At 66.2% G+C, this 17,416-nt stretch carries 21 protein-coding genes and 1 pseudogene; 12 read left to right on the top strand and 10 right to left on the bottom strand.

The features are described from left to right. Nucleotides 1-8: 8 nt before the first annotated feature. Nucleotides 9-314 carry a hypothetical protein gene (locus AAC071_RS10240; RefSeq protein WP_339832238.1) on the bottom strand — a complete coding sequence of 102 codons (306 nt, stop codon included), beginning with the start codon at nt 312-314 and terminating at the stop codon, nt 9-11. Nucleotides 315-461: 147 nt separating this feature from the next. On the opposite strand from AAC071_RS10240, the gene AAC071_RS10235 reads away from it, so the two are divergent. Further along, nucleotides 462-1,565 (top strand): DUF2336 domain-containing protein, encoded by a 1,104-nt coding sequence (locus AAC071_RS10235; protein WP_339832236.1) that lies wholly within the window; start codon nt 462-464, stop codon nt 1,563-1,565. Between the two features lie 412 nt (nt 1,566-1,977). Here AAC071_RS10235 and AAC071_RS10230 read toward each other — a convergent pair. Then, a pseudogene (locus tag AAC071_RS10230) lies at nt 1,978-2,352 on the bottom strand (helix-turn-helix transcriptional regulator); the annotation flags it as partial. Next, a complete protein-coding gene (locus tag AAC071_RS10225) occupies nt 2,349-2,615 on the bottom strand; it encodes a hypothetical protein (protein WP_339832233.1) in 267 nt (88 codons plus the stop codon). The gene AAC071_RS10225 and the pseudogene AAC071_RS10230, both read right to left, overlap by 4 nt. Before the next feature lie 151 nt (nt 2,616-2,766). Here AAC071_RS10225 and AAC071_RS10220 point away from each other — a divergent pair, with 151 nt between their 5' ends. The 6 genes from AAC071_RS10220 to AAC071_RS10195 all read left to right on the top strand — a co-directional run bounded on the left by AAC071_RS10220 (nt 2,767) and on the right by AAC071_RS10195 (nt 6,609). Beyond that, nucleotides 2,767-3,699 (top strand): alpha/beta hydrolase, encoded by a 933-nt coding sequence (locus AAC071_RS10220; RefSeq protein WP_339832231.1) that lies wholly within the window; start codon nt 2,767-2,769, stop codon nt 3,697-3,699. Between the two features lie 162 nt (nt 3,700-3,861). Beyond that, nucleotides 3,862-4,302 (top strand): MucR family transcriptional regulator, encoded by a 441-nt coding sequence (locus AAC071_RS10215; RefSeq protein WP_339832229.1) that lies wholly within the window; start codon nt 3,862-3,864, stop codon nt 4,300-4,302. An 85-nt stretch (nt 4,303-4,387) separates the two neighbouring features. Then, complete coding sequence (locus tag AAC071_RS10210) at nt 4,388-4,909, top strand: PAS domain-containing protein (RefSeq protein ID WP_339832228.1); 522 nt, start codon at nt 4,388-4,390, stop codon at nt 4,907-4,909. 51 nt (nt 4,910-4,960) lie between these two features. Next, complete coding sequence (locus tag AAC071_RS10205) at nt 4,961-5,416, top strand: hypothetical protein (protein ID WP_339832227.1); 456 nt, start codon at nt 4,961-4,963, stop codon at nt 5,414-5,416. Nucleotides 5,417-5,608: 192 nt separating this feature from the next. Continuing rightward, nucleotides 5,609-6,043 (top strand): helix-turn-helix domain-containing protein, encoded by a 435-nt coding sequence (locus AAC071_RS10200; RefSeq protein ID WP_339832225.1) that lies wholly within the window; start codon nt 5,609-5,611, stop codon nt 6,041-6,043. Next, a complete protein-coding gene (locus AAC071_RS10195) occupies nt 6,040-6,609 on the top strand; it encodes a DUF6456 domain-containing protein (protein ID WP_339832223.1) in 570 nt (189 codons plus the stop codon). Before AAC071_RS10200 ends, AAC071_RS10195 begins: the two co-directional genes overlap by 4 nt. Here AAC071_RS10195 and AAC071_RS10190 read toward each other — a convergent pair. The 3 genes from AAC071_RS10190 to AAC071_RS10180 form a co-directional block, all read right to left on the bottom strand. Further along, nucleotides 6,590-7,021, bottom strand: a complete 432-nt coding sequence (locus tag AAC071_RS10190) for a SufE family protein (protein WP_339832222.1) — start codon at nt 7,019-7,021, stop codon at nt 6,590-6,592. The genes AAC071_RS10195 and AAC071_RS10190 overlap by 20 nt on opposite strands. A 155-nt stretch (nt 7,022-7,176) precedes the next feature. Continuing rightward, nucleotides 7,177-7,587, bottom strand: a complete 411-nt coding sequence (locus AAC071_RS10185) for a DUF5330 domain-containing protein (protein WP_339832221.1) — start codon at nt 7,585-7,587, stop codon at nt 7,177-7,179. Nucleotides 7,588-7,894: 307 nt separating this feature from the next. Next, nucleotides 7,895-8,953 carry a hypothetical protein gene (locus AAC071_RS10180; RefSeq protein WP_339832219.1) on the bottom strand — a complete coding sequence of 353 codons (1,059 nt, stop codon included), beginning with the start codon at nt 8,951-8,953 and terminating at the stop codon, nt 7,895-7,897. Between the two features lie 215 nt (nt 8,954-9,168). Between AAC071_RS10180 and AAC071_RS10175 the strand changes: the two genes are divergently transcribed. Beyond that, nucleotides 9,169-9,510 (top strand): DUF1491 family protein, encoded by a 342-nt coding sequence (locus AAC071_RS10175; protein WP_339832217.1) that lies wholly within the window; start codon nt 9,169-9,171, stop codon nt 9,508-9,510. A 2-nt stretch (nt 9,511-9,512) separates the two neighbouring features. Here the strand turns inward: AAC071_RS10175 and AAC071_RS10170 are convergent, their stop codons facing one another. Then, nucleotides 9,513-9,731 carry a hypothetical protein gene (locus AAC071_RS10170; protein ID WP_339832215.1) on the bottom strand — a complete coding sequence of 73 codons (219 nt, stop codon included), beginning with the start codon at nt 9,729-9,731 and terminating at the stop codon, nt 9,513-9,515. Between the two features lie 152 nt (nt 9,732-9,883). Here AAC071_RS10170 and AAC071_RS10165 point away from each other — a divergent pair, with 152 nt between their 5' ends. The 4 genes from AAC071_RS10165 (at nt 9,884) to AAC071_RS10150 (ending at nt 14,603) form a co-directional block, all read left to right on the top strand. Beyond that, complete coding sequence (locus AAC071_RS10165) at nt 9,884-11,503, top strand: peptide chain release factor 3 (RefSeq protein WP_339832385.1); 1,620 nt, start codon at nt 9,884-9,886, stop codon at nt 11,501-11,503. A 21-nt stretch (nt 11,504-11,524) separates the two neighbouring features. Then, nucleotides 11,525-12,679 carry a mechanosensitive ion channel domain-containing protein gene (locus AAC071_RS10160; RefSeq protein ID WP_339832214.1) on the top strand — a complete coding sequence of 385 codons (1,155 nt, stop codon included), beginning with the start codon at nt 11,525-11,527 and terminating at the stop codon, nt 12,677-12,679. Between the two features lie 101 nt (nt 12,680-12,780). Then, nucleotides 12,781-14,055 (top strand): D-amino acid dehydrogenase, encoded by a 1,275-nt coding sequence (locus AAC071_RS10155; protein ID WP_339832213.1) that lies wholly within the window; start codon nt 12,781-12,783, stop codon nt 14,053-14,055. A 170-nt stretch (nt 14,056-14,225) separates the two neighbouring features. Next, entirely contained in the window at nt 14,226-14,603 is a 378-nt protein-coding gene (locus AAC071_RS10150) for a phasin family protein (RefSeq protein ID WP_339832211.1), read from the top strand. Nucleotides 14,604-14,705: 102 nt separating this feature from the next. On the opposite strand, the gene AAC071_RS10145 is transcribed toward AAC071_RS10150, so the two are convergent. The 3 genes from AAC071_RS10145 to AAC071_RS10135 are packed head-to-tail and all read right to left on the bottom strand — an operon-like array spanning nt 14,706 to nt 17,238. Next, a complete protein-coding gene (locus AAC071_RS10145; RefSeq protein WP_339832210.1) occupies nt 14,706-15,224 on the bottom strand; it encodes a DUF934 domain-containing protein in 519 nt (172 codons plus the stop codon). Next, entirely contained in the window at nt 15,211-16,869 is a 1,659-nt protein-coding gene (locus AAC071_RS10140) for a nitrite/sulfite reductase (RefSeq protein ID WP_339832208.1), read from the bottom strand. Before AAC071_RS10140 ends, AAC071_RS10145 begins: the two co-directional genes overlap by 14 nt. A gap of 33 nt (nt 16,870-16,902) precedes the next feature. Next, a complete protein-coding gene (locus tag AAC071_RS10135; RefSeq protein ID WP_339832205.1) occupies nt 16,903-17,238 on the bottom strand; it encodes a DUF2849 domain-containing protein in 336 nt (111 codons plus the stop codon). Nucleotides 17,239-17,416 lie beyond the last annotated feature (178 nt).

Here is a 17,416-nt window from a genome sequence, read left to right as displayed (position 1 = left end):
GCCGACTGTCAGCGCACGCCGGTGCCGCGGCTCGACGTGTCCGGCATGCCGGCACCGCTGCCCTCGTCGCGGATGCGGCAGGCGTTGTAGCCGGCATTCCAGCCCGCCCGGTAGGCCTCGTCGCTCTTGTAGGCTTCCTCGTTGCGGGTGACGGTCGAGGGATCGCCCGGGACGCGCGAGGTCGCCGTCCAGCAGCCATCGGCGCGGCCGGCCTTGTAGTTGGGGTCGTCGGCATGCTTGCTGACGCCGAGACCGCAGGCCGAAAGCGCCAGCAGCGCCGCCAGAACCATGCCCGTCCGCCAAATTCCGCTCATGCCGATATGCCTTTCCGGTGAAATGGCCTTCAAGGATAGGCGCCGCGGCCGGCGGCGGCAAATCGCCCGGGCCCGATGCTTTACGGGGCGTTAATGCGCGGATGGTTTGATGGGGGCCGAATTCGCGCCAACCGGAAAAGCAGCTTCATGGCCCTTTACGGCACCGCCCGGGACGATGACGAGGAAACGCCGCCGAACGCCGCCGATCAGGATGCGTTGCTGCGCCGGCTTGCCGATCTGGCGCTGCTGCCGGCCTCGCTGGTATCGCCGCAGGAGCGCAGCATCCTCGATTCGGTGCTGGCCTCGCTGGCCCAGCGCTTCGATCCGTCCACGCGCCAGCGCATCGCCGAGCGCCTGACGCAGCACAGCGACGGACCGCGCGAACTGGCAATGGTGCTGGCGCTGGACGATATCGAGATCGCCCGGCCGCTGCTGGCCGAGGGCGCCACGCTGAAGGCCGGCGACCTGGTGCATGTGGTGCGCGAAGGCGGCCCCGAACATCTGCTGGCCCTGGCCGGCCGCAAGGATCTGGGCAGCGATGTCGCCGATGCGCTGATCGATGGCGGCGAGACGGCGGTGATCTGCCGCCTGCTCGAAAACGGCAGCGCCGAACTGTCGCTGCGTGCCATCGAAACGCTGGCGCGGCGCAGCGCCGCCGAGCCGGCCTTGCTGACGCCGCTGCTGGCGCGACCGGAACTGACCTTGCGTCTGGCGCATCTGGTGTTCTGGTGGGCGCCGCCGCCGCTCCGGCTCGAAATACTCAGCCGCTTCACCGTCGAACGCCGTCATGTCCACGATGCGCTGGAAGAAATCGAGATCGGCGCCTTCGCCTTCGATCCGGCGCTGGCCAGTGCGCTGTCGATGATCAGCCGGCCGGTCGCCGCCGACAAGGCGCAACTGCATCACCTGCTGGCCAATGCCGCGGTCGGCAGCCTCGGCGCGCTGGCCGAAGGCCTGGCCGGCCTCGCCGGTCTGCGCACCGGCACGGTGTTCCGTATCCTCAACGATCCGACCGGCGAACCGTTGTCGGTCATGGCCAAGGCGGCCGGACTCAACCGCAAGGAATTCGGCGACCTGATCGTCGCCGCGGTCGATCTGCGCAAGGGGCCGCTGCCCGGCAAGGCCGATCTCGAACGCATGGGCCAGCTCTTCGACACGATCTCGACCGACCGTGCCGACCTGGCGCTGCATTGCTGGGATGTGACGCTGGCCAGCGAAACGCTGGCGGGCGGCGGTGAACGGCCGGACTGACGCGGGCGCTTTCTCAGTCGGCCGCACTGGGCGGCGCATAGACCGGCCCGTCTTCCGCCGCGGCGTCGGGTGCGGCGACAATTCGGGCGAAACGCGGGCCCGAGACGATTTCCTCAAGTTCGAGACGGGCCGCCCTTGCGGTGCCGATGATGTCGCCCTCGGCCCGGTCGACCAGATCGAGCACGGCGCGGATGCCGTCGAGCACCTCGTCGAGCCAGGGGTCGAGTTCGCCGCCCTGCGCCTTCAGCGCCACCGCATCGGCGGCCAGCTGCGTGACCGCGCGGCGCACGGCGGCCGTATTGAAATCGACCGGCCCGGTGACCAGCGCGGCCAGCTTGCGGATCTGCGCGCCGACGCCGTCGATCAGCGCCCGGCGCTCGCGGTCGCGGCGGCCCGCTTCGTCGGCCGGCGGCGCCAGATCGTCGAGCGAGACGCCGAGCACTTCGGCAATGGCGGCCATGGTGCGGAAGGTGCCGTCCTTCTTGCCGGTCTCGATTTCCGACAGATAGGGTGCGCTCATGCCGGTGGCGCGGGCCAGTTCGATCGCCTTGAGGCCGCGATGCTCGCGCCAGACGCGGACCGGATTTTCGCCGTCGGCGATGCGATGCGCGACTGCGGCCGGGACAGGCTCGAGCCCCCCGGCTGCCAGTGCGGCGCGACCGGCGCGCATGTCTTCGGCATCCTCGGCGGCGCGTTTCAGCTCTTCATAGGCGGCAACCGGCAGCACGACGAACAGCGTTTCGCCATCGGGCCCGGCGATCTTCTGGTGTGTGGCGTCGGCGCTCATCGGCCGTCGCTCCCGCCGGTCAGCGCCAGCACGGTGGTGACGCCCGCCCGTTCCGAATAGACGATGCGCAGCGCGCCGCCGGCGCGGCAGGAGAGCAGGCCCGGCGCCAGCAGGCGCGGCGGGGGCAGGCCGGGCGCGGCCTCGGCAAAGGCGCGCACCCGCGCCCGGTCCCCGGCGCCGAGACGCAGAAAGCTGCGCCATGCCGGGCGCGCATAGCGCAGGTTGCGCGGCGCCGCTGAGCGTTCGATCGACAGATTCTGCATGGCTCCAACCGAAACCGCGGGCCTCGTCAAATCGTCAGGGATGGACGCTTCGATTTGTGAGGCCGGTCCTGTTCGCCGCCTGCTAGCATTGCTGTCGTAGCGTGCATCGCAAGCCGCGAATCTCGTTGAATCGAAACACAGGGAGACCGGAATGTCCAATGAGCGTGACGGGCTGAGCATCGCGCGGCTGAAGGAACTGGTGCGCGAACGCAGCAAACGCGCCGCATTGCCGCTCGACGAGCGCCGCAAGGTGATGGACGGCAATGCCGAGATGTTTCCGGTGCCGCCGGGGGCGACGGTCGAAAGCGCCGATCTCGGCGGTCTCGGCGCCGAATGGGCACATGCGGGCGATTCGGGGTCGGGGCCGGTGGTGCTCTATTTTCACGGCGGCGGCTATGTCGTCGGTTCGCCGGTTTCGCATCGCCATCTGACGGCGCGGCTGGCGCTGGCGGCCGGGGCCTCGGTGCTGAGCGTCGCCTACCGGCTGGCGCCCGAAGCGCCCTTTCCGGCCGCCGTCGAGGACGGGCTGAAGGCCTATCGCTGGCTGCTGGCGCGCGGCGATGCGCCCGAACGGATCGCGCTGGCCGGCGACTCGGCCGGCGGCGGGCTTGCCATGGCGGTGCTGCTGGCCGCCAAACGCGACGGCCTGCCGATGCCGGCGGCCGCCGCGCTGCTCAGTCCCTGGACCGACCTGACCTGCGCGACCGCGACCTATGCCTCGCGCGCCGCGGCCGATCCGATGATCACCCAGGCCGGTATCAGGGAAATGGCCGCGCTCTATCTCGACGGCGCCGATCCGCGCGCGCCGCTGGCCTCGCCCAATTTCGGCGATCTGACCGGCCTGCCGCCGCTGCTGATCCAGGTCGGCAGCGACGAGGTGCTGCTCGACGATGCGCGCGATCTCGATGCCCGCGCCCGCGCGGCCGGCGTCGCGGCCGAACTCGAGGTCTGGGACGACATGATCCATGTCTGGCACGCCTTCTACCAGATGCTGCCCGAGGGCGAGCGCGCCATCATGCGGCTGGGCGCCTGGCTCGGGGACCGGCTCGCCGCCCCGGCCGGACGCGGCAGTGCCGGGGTGTAATGGCCATTTAAATCAGGGTTAACGCAGCGGCGGTGATTTGCCGCCGCGGAAGCACTGGGAACCTTGATTGCTAATCGTCAAAAGAGCTATAGAATCAGCCGCTATAGAATCGTCTGTAATATTGAGATTGTTTATTGCCCTGAAGACGGCGCGGATTCAGGGATGGCGGTGGATCGGACCAGACAACAAGAGGCGATGGTGACGGAGAAGTCGGAACTGATCGAGATGACGGCGGAAATCGTTTCGGCCTATGCCGGTCACAACAAGGTGGCGCCCGATGAACTGGCGGGCCTGATCCACAGGATTTTCGGGACGCTGACCCAGATCTCGAATGATGGTGGCGGCCCGCGGCCGGCGCTCGAACCGGCGGTGCCGATCCGCAAGTCGATCACGCCCGACTATCTGATCTGCCTCGAGGACGGCAAGCGCTTCAAGTCGCTGAAGCGGCATCTGCGCGCCCATTACGATCTCAGCCCCGACCAGTATCGGGAGAAATGGGGCCTGCCGCGCGACTATCCGATGGTGGCGCCCAATTATGCCCATGCGCGCTCGAAGCTGGCCAAGAAGATGGGCCTCGGCCAGGGCGGCCGCAGCCGCCGCTAGGCCGCGCGGCTTGCATTGCCGCCCGCCGCATCCCAAGATTTTCCCACCTGATTCGCCGCCGGCCGCTGGCCGGCCTGAGGAGGATGTGCTCCTGACCCGCGCCGACCAAGCCATCCGTGCCCAGTTGATCGTGCCCGAGCAGCGCGAGCTTTTCGATTACTGGCGCGCCAAGTCGGTCGATGGCCGCTATCCGGTGCGGGCCGACATCCAGCCGGGCGAGCTGCGCGCGCTGCTGCCCTCGCTGAGCCTGCTCGATGTGGTGGCGGCGGGCGAGGATATGGTGCGGCTGCGCGTGCGCCTGGCCGGCACGCGGCTGCGCGACTATTTCGGCGTCGAGACGACCGGGCATTTTCTCGACGAATACGATCTCGGCGACCAGAACGCATACTGGGACGCGGCCTATCGCGAGGTGATCGGCGCCGGCCGCCCGGCCCAGGGCGTGATCGCGCTCGATGCCTGGAAGCAGCCCAATGTCTTCCAGTTCTGGCTGCGCCTGCCGCTGGCCGATGCCGAGGGCCGGATCGCGATGGTGCTGGGCCACGACGCCTTCCTGCAGTCGGAAAAGGCGCATGCGCTGGCCGAACGCGCCAATCTGCGCATCGCTTGAACCGGGCCGCCCGAACGGCGAGACTGGTCGGGACGCCGCAGGGAGATTGCCGTGAAGATCCCGCCAATCAGCACGATGCTGCACCGCGCCGCCGTTCTGGCCGCGCTGTTGCCGGCTGCCGCGCAGGCCGCGACGCTTGACGGCGGCAGCATCACCATCCGCCAGGGCGAGCAGGCGAAGTTTCCGATTACGGGCGGCGCCACGCCGAGCGATCTCCGCGCCCGCTGCACCCTCGACGAGGTTGGCGGCAGCGCCAGCCTGATGTTCGACGGCGAACACTATATCGCCATGTCCGATCTGGCCGTCGGCGAGGCGATCACGCTGACGCGCGGCGAGCGCCGCGACTATGCGCTGGCCGGCGTCGTCGATGCGCCGGCGGGCGGGGCCTATATCGCCTTCAACTTCACTGGTGCGGCCGCCGCCATGTGTTTCCCGGGCATGGCCTGCGACGGCGCCGGCGGTAGCGCGGCCAGCGTGACCGTGACCTGCCGCAACGGCACGGACTGACCCCCGGACCGATCCTTCCCGACCGATGCAGCCGGCCGCGGTGCCCGCCAGCGGCCGATTTCGCCTGTCCGTCCAGCGGCTTGCCGAAACTTATCCCCGTCCGCCCGGCGGCATGGCAATTTTGACCAGTGAAAAGGAATAAATTCCTTTAATCTTCGTGAGAGGTGGCGAGGTCCGCCCGGGAGATGGTCAATGGAACAGGATTTAATTCATATTCATCGCGGCAGGCGCACCAGCCCGGACCGGCCGGCCGCCACCGGCTGGAGCGCCGCGCCGCCACGTCGCAAGCGCCGCCGGCCGTCCCCGGCGCGGCCGGGCCAGGACCGCGCCACCCGGACGCTGGCCCTTGTCGCCGGCGCCTGGCAGGTCTCCCTGCCGGAACTGCGGGCGCCGACACGGCGCCGCGCCACGGTGGCATTGGCCCGCCAGGTTGCGATGTATCTGACCCATGTGATTTTCGGCGTCAGCCTGTCGGAGGTCGGACGCCTGTTCGGCCGCGACCGCCGCACCGCCGCCCATGCCTGCCGCCAGATCGAGGACCGCCGCGACGATCCCGATTTCGACCGGCTGCTCGATGCGCTGGCGGCCCGGCTCGAAGGCGGCGCCCGGCCGGGCAGCGACGCATGAAGCCGGCCCGCCGGCGCCGTGGCGCGCCGCCCGATCCCGACCGTTTCGCCGCTGCGCATCGCCTGCCGGGCCGCCGTCATGTGACGATCGACGGCCTGCGCTGCGAGGTTGCGACCAACGAGGCCGAGACGCCGCTCGGCTGGTTGCGCCGTCGCAAGGGGCCGGACGGCAAGCCGCTGATCGACCAGATGCAGTTCGAGGCGGGCGAGCGGTTGCGGCGCGACTTCACGATCGGCCAGCTGATGCCGCGCCTGACCACCGACTGGTCGGCGGTGGGCGGCCGCCAGCGCAAGAGGCGCCCGCCGCGCGACCCGGCCGCGATCACCGACCAGGCGCTGGCCGCGCGCCATCGCGTCGCCGCCGCCCTGGCCGCAGCCGGTCCCGGCCTCTCGGATCTGCTGATTTCGGTCTGCTGCCTTCTCGATGGCATGGAAGCCGCCGAACGGCGTTTCGGCTGGCCGCGGCGGGCCGGCAAGGTGGTGCTGGCGATCGCGCTCGACCGGCTGGTCGCGCATTACCGGCTCGGTTCGGAGCGGCGGGCGCCGGTCAGCCGCCGGCCGGCGTGAGATGCGCACGCGCGTCGGCCTGGATCCGCCCGACCATCGCATAGAGCCCGTTGGAACGCTGCGGCGTCAGATGTTCGTCGAGGCCGAGCCGGCCGAATATGGCGCGCGCGTCGATATCGAGAATCTCGGCCGGCGTCCGATCGGAATAGAGCCGCATCAGAATGGCGATCAGACCACGGACGATATGGGCATCGCTGTCGCCGCGGAAATGGAGGTGCAGCGTGCCGTCCTCGGCCCGGCGCGGCTCGACGATCAGCCAGACCTGGCTGACGCAACCCTCGACCTTGTTGGCCGGCGCATGTTCGGCCGCGCTGAGCGGTTCGAGACCGCGGCCGAGCTCGATGACATAGCGGTAGCGCTCCTCCCAGTCGTCGAGGAAGGCAAAATCGTCGATGAGGTCCTGAATGCTCATTGGCGCTCCGTCCGTATCCGGTCAGGACATAGCGGGCCTGCCCCCGAAGGACAAGCGCCCCGCCGCTCGGGAGGCGAGCGACGGGGCGTCAAGGGGACCGGATGCGGGTCTAGGCCCCCGCATCCGGCAGAGGCGCAGGCGACGGATGGGTGAGGTCAGGCGCCGGCGGGGTATGAGGAGGCAAGGGCTTGCCGCCCGAGAGGGGCAAGCGGCGAGGGAGGCTGGTCCGGCTGCTGCCGCTCCTTGGCCTTGTCGGTCAGCCAGACAAGTGCCATGCCGCCATAATGCGTGGTCTGGCGGATGACATGGCCGAAAATATCGTGACTGCGCGCGCAGATATCCGGATTGCGGCCGCAGAACCCCATCACATCCTGGGCGGAGCGCGCCGCCATGGTGAGGGCCTCGCCGGCGCCCATCTCGGGCGCGGGCGGCTCCTGCGGCAGTTCGAGCGCGGCGGCGCTATAGCCCCCGGCGGCGGCGGTCCGGGCCGCGGTTTCGTCTTCGGGGGATGGCAGCAGGAAGGCCAGCACCGTCAGCCAGAAGGCAGCTCTCAGAATAAACGACATTGTTTTCACCCTTTCAAAGGCCGGCCGTCCCAGGGACCGGCAATGACATGGGCGAAGGCTATGGCGTGACCTGCTGCCGCGCCGTTAAATCGATAGATAAAATACAATATAGATTGAAGCTTGTACTCAAGAATGTAAATTCTGGTTTATTTCACCTCTAATCTGTACTTAGAAATATAATCTAATTCTATGAAAATCAGAGTAAAATACGCAAAAAATTTGACGCGCATTTTCCGCAAATGCGCGTCAAAAAAGATCGACATTCGATTCAAATTCATTCGAACCGGCCGCCCGCAAGGCGCCGGACTTACTGGGCGGCCGGTAGCGCCGCAGCCCAGCAACCGCTGACTTCCTCGACCGCGTGCTTGCCGGCGCACCAGGCTTCCTCGGAGGGGAAGCGGGCCGCGGCAAGGCACTGGTCGAGATTGAGACGGGCCCAGTTGAGGCAGCGCCCGGTCGGATTGCGCGGCGCGCTTGCCTGAGCGGCGGCCGTCGAGCCGTCGAGCACCTGATGGGCGGCGAGCGTCAGAATGCGGTTCATGACGGATGGCGTATAGGCGGCATGCGCCGGTCCGACGGGCGATAGCGCAGCGAGAACCGCACGTGCCTGTTCCAGCGGGCTCGCTGCCGCCGTCTTGACGGGCACCTCGGGCTGGCCGGGCAGCGGGGCGGTCATGCCCCATCTCTGTTTCTGGAACTGGTAGGCGGTGTCGATGAAGCGGGCCGAAAGCTGCTGCATCCGCCCGGTTTCCTCGCGGATGGCCGCGGCAACGGCCGCACTGGCCGAGCCGGCACCACCGATCTGCAGGACATAATCCTCGTCGGCGGAAAGCGTGGCGAGCAGAGCGACCTTGCCGAGACCGCGCGCCTCGTTGCGCACGCCCTGGGCGAAAGCGGGATCTTCGGCGGCGATCAGCGCGCGGGCCGCATACCAGCCCTCGGCGAGTCCATCGGGTTCGGCAAAGCGCAGCCGCGCAATGGCTCGGCGCACATCGGCCGGTGTGTTGAGTCGCGCCTCGGCAACTGTGGCCAGGGCCGAACCGTAGCTGACATAGACACCAGCGAAATCGCCAAGACGCGGCGCGGTCGTCAGCGCCGAAATGCCGGCCGAAGGATCGATCGAGGCGACTTGCACAGGCCCGCGCTTGAGCGGCGAGGGAAGGGGAATGGGCACGCTGGCGGCAACGGTCGCGTCCTCGGCAGCCGCCGCGACAGGCGCGGGCGCCGGTTCGGGGGCGACCGCGACCGGTTTGCCGTCGCCTGCAGATGTCAGGCATCCCGCCAGCAGAAAGGCAGCGGCGACGGGAAGCACGGCGCGATGCGCCTGTTTCAGGAAAGGCAGTGACACGTTGCGACCCTCTGACATGACATGATCCCCCCGAAAATCCGCGATAGACGAAACGGCCGCTTCGACCGCAAGCGGCCCGGCCGGTCAGCCCATCCGCGAAAATGCCTCACTTAACAAAGTGTTGATGAGTCTAATCCTGCAGCGACGCGACGGCAAACAGGAAACGCGTTAAGGATGAACGGCAGTGCCCGACGGGACTGATGCCGGCAACGGCCGGATATACGGGGAAATAAATGGAAGCGCCGCCGCGGCTGAAGGCTGAAATCTGGGTGAAAGCACTGATCCGCCGTTGCGAAACGGCCGGTGCCGGCGCGATGGTGGTCCGGCGTGGCGATGCGACGTCGGGCGTCGTGCTGGTCAAGGTCAACCGGCTCGACGGTCGGGCGAGCGTCTATGCGCCGGCGCGCGACGGCGAAGGCGCGCTGTTCTGGATGGCCCGGCCAAGCCCGGAGCCGGTCCCCGAAGTCGATGCCGATGCCTATATCGACAAGCAGCGGCAGCGCGACCCCGACCTCTGGGTGGTCGAGATCGAGGATCGCGAAGGCCGGCATTTCCTGTTCGAGCCGGTGCGCTGAATTCAGGGGCGCATGAACATGAAATCTTCATCCGGGTCGAGATGTTCGGCCGCTTCGAGCAGTTCGGCCTTGATGTCCTCCGGCTTGCGGATATCCCGCCAGATATGAATCACCTTTTCGAACATGATGCGGGCAACGGCATCGGTCGAGAGACGGGCCGTCTCGGCCTCCTTGAGCATGGCCTCGATATGAGGCTCGACAACATCGCGGGCGCTGGTCATGGGTTTCTCCTGATGGTCAATGGCATGATGGTGCCATGCTGGCATGCCGTGCAATCACCGCCGAGGGGCCAGTTTGTCGCGGGGTGGCGGCACCAGCCGCTTTGAGCTAGGTTCCGCCGCGAATTCATCCCGGAGACGAAACGTTGACCATTATCGACGCCGCGGGCCGTCAGCAGGGGGATTTGGCGAACGAAATCCGCAAGCGGCGGACCTTCGCGATCATCTCCCATCCCGACGCCGGCAAGACGACACTGACCGAGAATCTGCTGCTGAAGGGCGGCGCGATCCGCATGGCGGGCCAGGTCAAGGCGCGCGGCGACAACCGGCGTGCGCGCTCCGACTGGATGAAGATCGAACAGGACCGCGGCATCTCGGTGACGTCGGCGGTGATGACCTTCGAATACAAGGGGGTCGTCTGCAACCTGCTCGATACGCCGGGCCACGAGGATTTCAGCGAGGACACCTACCGCACGCTGACGGCGGCCGACAGTGCGATCATGGTAATCGACGCCGCCAAGGGCATCGAGGCGCAGACGCTGAAGCTCTTCGAAGTCTGCCGCTTGCGCGACGTGCCGATCATCACCTTCATCAACAAGATCGATCGCGAGGGCCAGAATCCCTTCGAGCTGATGGACGAGATTGCCTCGAAACTGGCGCTCGACACCGCGCCGATGATCTGGCCGGCCGGCATGGGCGGCTTGCTGCGCGGCATCTTCGATCCGGAGAACGATCGCTTCATTCCCTATGAAAAGCCGGGCACGGAAAAAGCGGGCCCGGACAGCGAACCCGAGAGCCTGAGGGGCGACCGGATCGCCGACTATCTGGGTGCGGAGGAGCTCGGGCATTTTCGCGACGAGATGGAACTCGCCCGCGAGGGAAGCCCGGCCTTCGACATCGAACAGTATCGGGCAGGCCATCTGACGCCGGTCTATTTCGGCAGTGCGCTTCGCAAGCTCGGCGTGCGCGAACTGCTGGATGCGGTTGTCGCCTATGCTCCGCCGCCGCGCGCGCAGCCCGCAGCGACCCGCATCGTCGAGCCGGCGGAGCCGAAACTGACCGGTTTCGTCTTCAAGGTGCAGGCCAACATGGACGCCAATCATCGCGACCGTATCGCCTTCATGCGCATCTGTTCGGGCAAGTTCAAGCGCGGAATGCGGCTCAAGATCTCGGGCAGCGGCAAGACCATCGGCGTCAACAACGCGATCATGTTTTTCGCGCAGGACCGCGAGCTGCTCGACGACGCCTATGCGGGCGACATCATCGGCATTCCCAATCACGGCACGATCCGCGTTGGCGATACGCTGAGCGAAGGCGAAGACCTCGTTTTTACCGGCATTCCGAATTTCGCGCCCGAAATCCTGCGCCGTGTCCGTCTCGACGACCCGATGAAGGCCAAGCACATGCGCCGCGCGCTGGAAAGCCTGGCCGAGGAAGGCGTGACGCAGGTCTTCAAGCCCGAGATCGGCGCCAACTGGATCGTCGGCGTGGTTGGACAGCTGCAGCTTGAAGTGCTGGCGTCGCGCATCGCTGCTGAATATGACATCAAGGTGCAGTTCGAGCCGGCGCCCTTCGAGACGGCACGCTGGGTGCTGGCTGACGACGCGGCCGAACTGAAGCGCTTTGTCGAGGCGCATCGCGGCAACATGGCGACCGACCGCGACGGCGCGCCGGTCTTCATGGCCAAGAGCAACTGGGAAATCGGCTATACACTGGAAAAATGGCCGAAGGTCCGATTCTCGGCGACGCGCGAGCGCGCATCGGCAGCAGCATAACGGCGAATTCCGGCGGGACGAATGATGCAGGATGTAATTGCAGGGTTTGGCGACTACGGGCGGTTGATCGCGGATGTCTGGAACACCGGCGTGCTCGGAATCAGCATCGGCAACATTCTGGTGGCTTTGGCCATATTCGGATTTTTCTACGTGCTGCGCGGCCTCTTCACGCGTTTCGTCATGCGCCTGGTCGACCGCTGGGTCGAAAGCAGCGAGACCCATATCGACAACTATATGCGCGACGCGGTGCGCAATCCGATGCGCTTCCTCTTTCTGGCGCTCGGTTTCTTTTTCGCGACCGAATATCTGGCACTCGATGGCGGATTCGAGGTCATTGTCGAGAATTTCAATCGCTCGCTGATCGTCGTTGCGATCTTCTGGATTCTCTACAATTGCATAAAGCCGCTGAGCGAGGGCTTTCGCCGTCTCGAAAGACTGTTGACGCCGGAGATCACGGATTGGCTGATCACCGGCGCGCGGACCGCGGTGGTGCTGGTCGCCGCTGCGACGATTCTGCAGACATGGGGCATTCAGGTGGCGCCGATCATTGCCGGTCTCGGCCTGTTCGGCGTTGCGGTCGCGCTGGGGGCGCAGGATCTGTTCAAGAACCTGATCGGCGGCGTGTCGGTCCTGGTCGAGCGGCGCTTCGGCATGGGCGACTGGATTCTCGTCGATGGCGTGGTCGAGGGGTTCGTCGAGAAGATCGGGTTCCGTTCGACGCTGGTACGGCGCTTCGACAAGGCGCCGGTCCATGTGCCGAACCAGAAGCTGGCCGACAATGCGGTGACCAATTTCAGTGCGATGACCTATCGCCGGATTTCATGGATGATCGGCGTCGAATATCGCACGACGGTCGACCAGTTGCGCCGCATCCGGGACGGGATCGAGGACTACATTGCCAACAACGACGCCTTCGTGAAGCCGCCGCTGGCGGCACGCCTGGTGCGCATCGACTCCTTTGGCGATTCTTCGATCGACATCATGATCTATTGCTTCACCCATACGATCGTCTGGAGCGAATGGCTGGAGGTAAAGGAAGAACTCGCGACCACGATCAAGACGATCGTGGAGGAAGCCGGAACCGGCTTCGCCTTTCCGAGCCGCTCGATCTATGTCGAGACCGTGCCCCCAATGCCTGAAGCCATCGCGGCAACACGTGGCGCGGCCGGCGGCTGAGCCGACCCGTCCGGCCATCTCTCTTTGTCGTCGCCAAGAGGGCGCGGCTTTGCTACCGGTAGAGCCCAATTCGAACCCGGCATGTGCAAGGCAGGTCCGTCGTGAAAGTCGCCGTCATCGGCGCCGGCATTGTCGGTGTCGCAACCGCCTACGAACTCGCGCTGCGCGGCGCCGGGGTGACGCTGATCGAGGCGCACGAGGGGGTGGGTCTGGGCACCAGTTTTGCCAATGGCGGGCAGATATCGGCCTGTGAGGTCGCGCCCTGGGCAGGCCCCGAGATTCCCGGCCTGATCCTGCGCTGGCTCGGCCGCGACGATGCGCCGTTTCGCCTGCGGCCGAAAATGGATCCCGATCAATGGCGCTGGCTGCTGCGCTTTCTGATGCGCTGCCGGGCGTCGGCGCGGCGTGAGCGCATCCCGCCCAATCTCGAGCTGGCCTTGCTGACGCGGGCGCGCATGGCCGCTTATGAGGCTGACTTCCGCGCCGCCGGCCGGCGGTTCGCCTTCGACCGGCGGGACAAGGGAATCCTGCGCATCTTCCGCGAGCGCCATGCGCTGCGCGAGGCGGCGGCCGAGAGCGAAACCATGGCGCGGCTGGGTATCGAACAGCAGGTGCTGACGCCGGCCCAATGTGTCGAACTCGAGCCGGCTCTGGCATCGGCACTGCAGCGCGGCGAGATCGCCGGCGGTCTCCATTCGCCGTCCGACGCCAGCGGCGATGCGCATCTCTTTTCGAAGGCGCTGGCCGCGGCTGCGGCGGCACGGGGCGTGACCGTGCTGACCGGTGCCGCGGTTGCGGAGATTATCGTACGCGGCGGCCGCGCCTGCGGCGTGGCGACCGCGCAGGGGCCGGTCGAAGCGGATGCGGTGGTTGTCGCCGCCGGCGCCGGCACGGCGGCATTGCTGAAACCGCTCGGCCTGCGCAGCTGGATCTATCCGGTGAAGGGCTATTCGGTGACGGTGCCGGCACCGGAGGGCAATGCCCCCGAGGTCAGCATCACCGACGAGGCGCGCAAGATCGTGATCAGCCGCCTCGGCGACCGTCTGCGCGCGGCCGGGCAGGCGGAGGTCGCCGGCTACGATCTGACGCTGGAGCCTGCCCGCGCCAATGCGGTCCTCGACGGACTGCTCGGGCTGCTGCCACAGGCCGCGCCACGGGCCGGTGCGGCCGAATTCTGGTGCGGCCTGCGGCCGATGACTCCGGATGGCAGCCCGGTGATCGGCCGTCTCGAGCCTTTTCCGAATCTTTTCATCAATAGCGGTCATGGCACGCTGGGCTGGACGCTGGGGGCGGGCAGCGGCGCGGCGCTGGCCGACCTGGTCTGCGACAGCGCGCCGCAACTATCCCTAAGTCCTTTTTCCATAAGCAGATTTTGAATAATTTGGCGCACCGCAACCGCCATTTTGGTGCAATGCACAAAATATCTTGACGCAGGGACAGGGGTCAATTATCTCATGTTGCAGCGCACAAATCCGGCGCGCCGGTATGTGCGGGGAAACGCTCGCAGTGAGGCGAGCGACCACGCGATACAGGAGATGGAAATCAGATGACTGAAGCGACCCCCAAAGCGAAGAAGGCCAAGACCGCCGCCAAGCCGCGTGCGAAGAAGACGACGACGGCCCGGACGGCCAAGGCTGCGCCGAAGGCCGAAGCCCGGAACCCGATCGAAGTGGCGTCCGGCATCATCGTCACGCTCGCCCGCACCAACTTCGAAGAGTCGGTCGAGACCGCCCGCGCCGCCCTGAAGGCCGGCAGCATCAAGACGGCGGTGGAACTGCAGAACGAACTCGTTCGCGCAACCATCAAGCGGAACATCGACGCCGCCCGCGAGCTCAACGAGCTGACCGTGTCGACCGTGCGTGAGGCCGTGAGCCCCTACGCCACGAAGTTCACCGAAGCTTTCGAAAAGCTCCGCGCCGCGTAATTCGCGCGAGACCCGCAGTTCTCGCTGTCGCGTATTGTTGCGTAAGAGAGCCCGGCCCCTGAAAAGGGTGCCGGGCTTTTGTCTGTGCCGGATGGGGACGGGTCAGACCGCCTGGCGGGCGTCGCTCCGCGCCGCAAGCCGCTGGCGAAGCGACAGGACCGGCGCGCGACCGTCGGTCGCCGGCTGATAGGACAGCGAAAACACGCCGACGCTTTCGGCCCAGATTTCCGGGGTGATGTTGTCGGCAACTTCAAGCGCATCGAAGCCGCAGCGGACCATGAAATGGAACTGGTCGCGCAGCACATTGCCGACCGCGCGCAGCTCCCCCTTGTAGCCATGGCGCTCGCGCAGCAGCCGCGCATAGGAATAGGCGCGCCCGTTGCGATAGACCGGGAATTCGAGCGCCACCACCGCGAGCTTGTCGAGATCATCGGCAATGGCGGAAGGTTCCTGGCCGCTCTTCAGGCGCACGCCAAGCGGCGTGTTGCGCGCCGCAAGCTCGCCGCGTTCCTTCTGCCAGCGTTCGAGGCTGACAATGACGGCACCCGCCGGCAGTGCGTCGTCATCCGCGACGGTCGTGTAATCGTCGGCGACGAACTTGCCGTTCCTAATGAGTTGCATAGAGACTCTCCTTGAACGGTTCGATGCCGGTGCGGCGATAGGTGTCGATGAAACGCTCGCCGGCCTGCCGCAGGCCCAGATAGGTCGTGACGATCGTCTCGATGGCGTCGACGATCTGATCCTCTGTGAAGGCCGGGCCGACAATGTCGCCGATGGCAGTCTTCTCGTCAGCCGCCCCGCCCAGCGTCACCTGATAATATTCGACGCCCTTCTTGTCGACGCCCAGAATGCCGATATGGCCGACATGGTGATGGCCGCAGGCATTGATGCAGCCCGAGGTGTTGATCTTCAATTCGCCGATTTCGTGCTGCCGGTCGAGATCGGCGAAGCGCTCCGAAATCTGCTGCGCCAGCGGGATCGAGCGCGCATTGGCGAGCGCGCAATAATCGAGGCCAGGGCAGGCGATCTGGTCGGTGATCAGGTTGATGTTGGCGGTCGCGAGCCCGGCTGCCTTCAGTGCCGCATGCACGGCCGGCAGATCCTTCTTGCGTACGTCGGCCAGCGTCAGGTTCTGCTCATGCGTGACGCGCAGTTCGTCGAAACTGTATTTCTCGGCGATGTCGGCGACCGCGTCCATCTGGTCCGACGAGCAGTCGCCCGGTGTGCCGCCGATGGGCTTCAGCGAGATGTTGACGATGGCATAGCCCGGCATCTTGTGAGCCGCGACATTGGACTTCACCCAGTTGGCGAAATCCCGGTCGGCGACAACCGCCTTGTTGAGCTCGGTGCTTTCGTCGGGCAGCGTTTCGTAGGCGGGCGGTGCGAAATAGGTCTGGATGCGCGCCACTTCTTCCGCCGGCAGGTGCAAGGCGCCGGTCTTGCGGATTTCGGCGAACTCGGCCTCAACCTGCCGCTTCATTTCTTCCGCGCCGATCTCATGCACCAGGATCTTGATGCGCGCCTTGTAGATATTGTCGCGGCGTCCATACATGTTGTAGACGCGCATGATCGCCTCGAGATAGGCGAGCAGATCTTCCTTCGGCACGAAATCGGCAATCTTCTTGCCGATCATCGGCGTCCGGCCGAGCCCGCCGCCGACATAGATCTCGTAGCCGATATCGCCCTTGCCGTTCAGCACGATCTGAATGCCGATATCGTGGACGCGGATCGCGGCGCGGTCGTCCGGCGTGCCCGAAACGGCGATCTTGAACTTGCGCGGCAGGAACGAAAACTCCGGGTGGAAGGTCGACCACTGGCGGATGATTTCCGAAACGATGCGCGGATCCTCGATCTCGTCTTTCGCCGCCCCGGCATACTGGTCCGAGGTCACGTTGCGGATGCAGTTGCCCGAGGTCTGGATCGCATGCATCTCGACGGTGGCGAGGTCGGCCAGGATATCGGGCGTGTCCTTCAGCGCCGGCCAGTTGAATTGCAGATTCTGCCGGGTCGTGAAATGGCCGTAGCCGCGATCGTATTTGCGGCCGATATGGGCCAGCATGCGCAACTGCTTCGACGACAGCGTGCCATAGGGAATGGCGATGCGGAGCATATAGGCATGGAGTTGCAGATAGACGCCGTTCATCAGCCGCAGCGGCTTGAACTCGTCTTCCGTCAACTCGCCCGAGAGGCGCCGCGCGACCTGCCCGCGAAACTGCGCCACGCGCTCGTTGACGAGTTGCTGGTCGAATTCATCGTAACGATACATCTGTAAGCCTTTGTCTCTCGCGGGTTCGTGCGTTCAGCGATGAACGCCCGGCAGCTCCGCCTGCTTGCCGAGATCGAGGCGCACGGTCGGGCCCGCCTGCCGGATCGTCTCACGCACGCTTGCCGCGCGAATGCCACTTTCGTCGCGGGTCACCTCGAAGAGATAGGGTTCGACCACGATATTGCCGTCGACCGCGGCCTGGGCGCGGGCGAGCAGGGCTTCACCCGCTTCCTTGCCCTCGGCCACATCGGCCTCCTGCAGCGATTCCGACCAGCCGTCCGCCGCCGTCAGATAGACGACAATCCCGTCGGCCAGACGGTTGGCGGTCAGCGCCTGAAACTGCGCGCCCTTGCGGCTGTGCTGGGCCATGTCGCGACACTCCTTGCGGCTGCATGCGCATCGCCCGGGGCGTTCCCTGTCTCGCGATGCAAGGTCGGCCGCCGGGCGCGCAGCGCCCGTCCTAATTACCGGGTAACATGGGTTTTTTGCCAAAGATCGTCAATAGAGGTGTAGAACAATATTATTCACACAAATATTTGTTAATTAT

This window comes from uncultured Parvibaculum sp. (assembly GCF_963975745.1).
GTDB lineage: Bacteria > Pseudomonadota > Alphaproteobacteria > Parvibaculales > Parvibaculaceae > Parvibaculum.
Note: the sequence above shows the minus strand (reverse complement) of the source record. Positions and strands in the feature narration are given on the sequence as shown.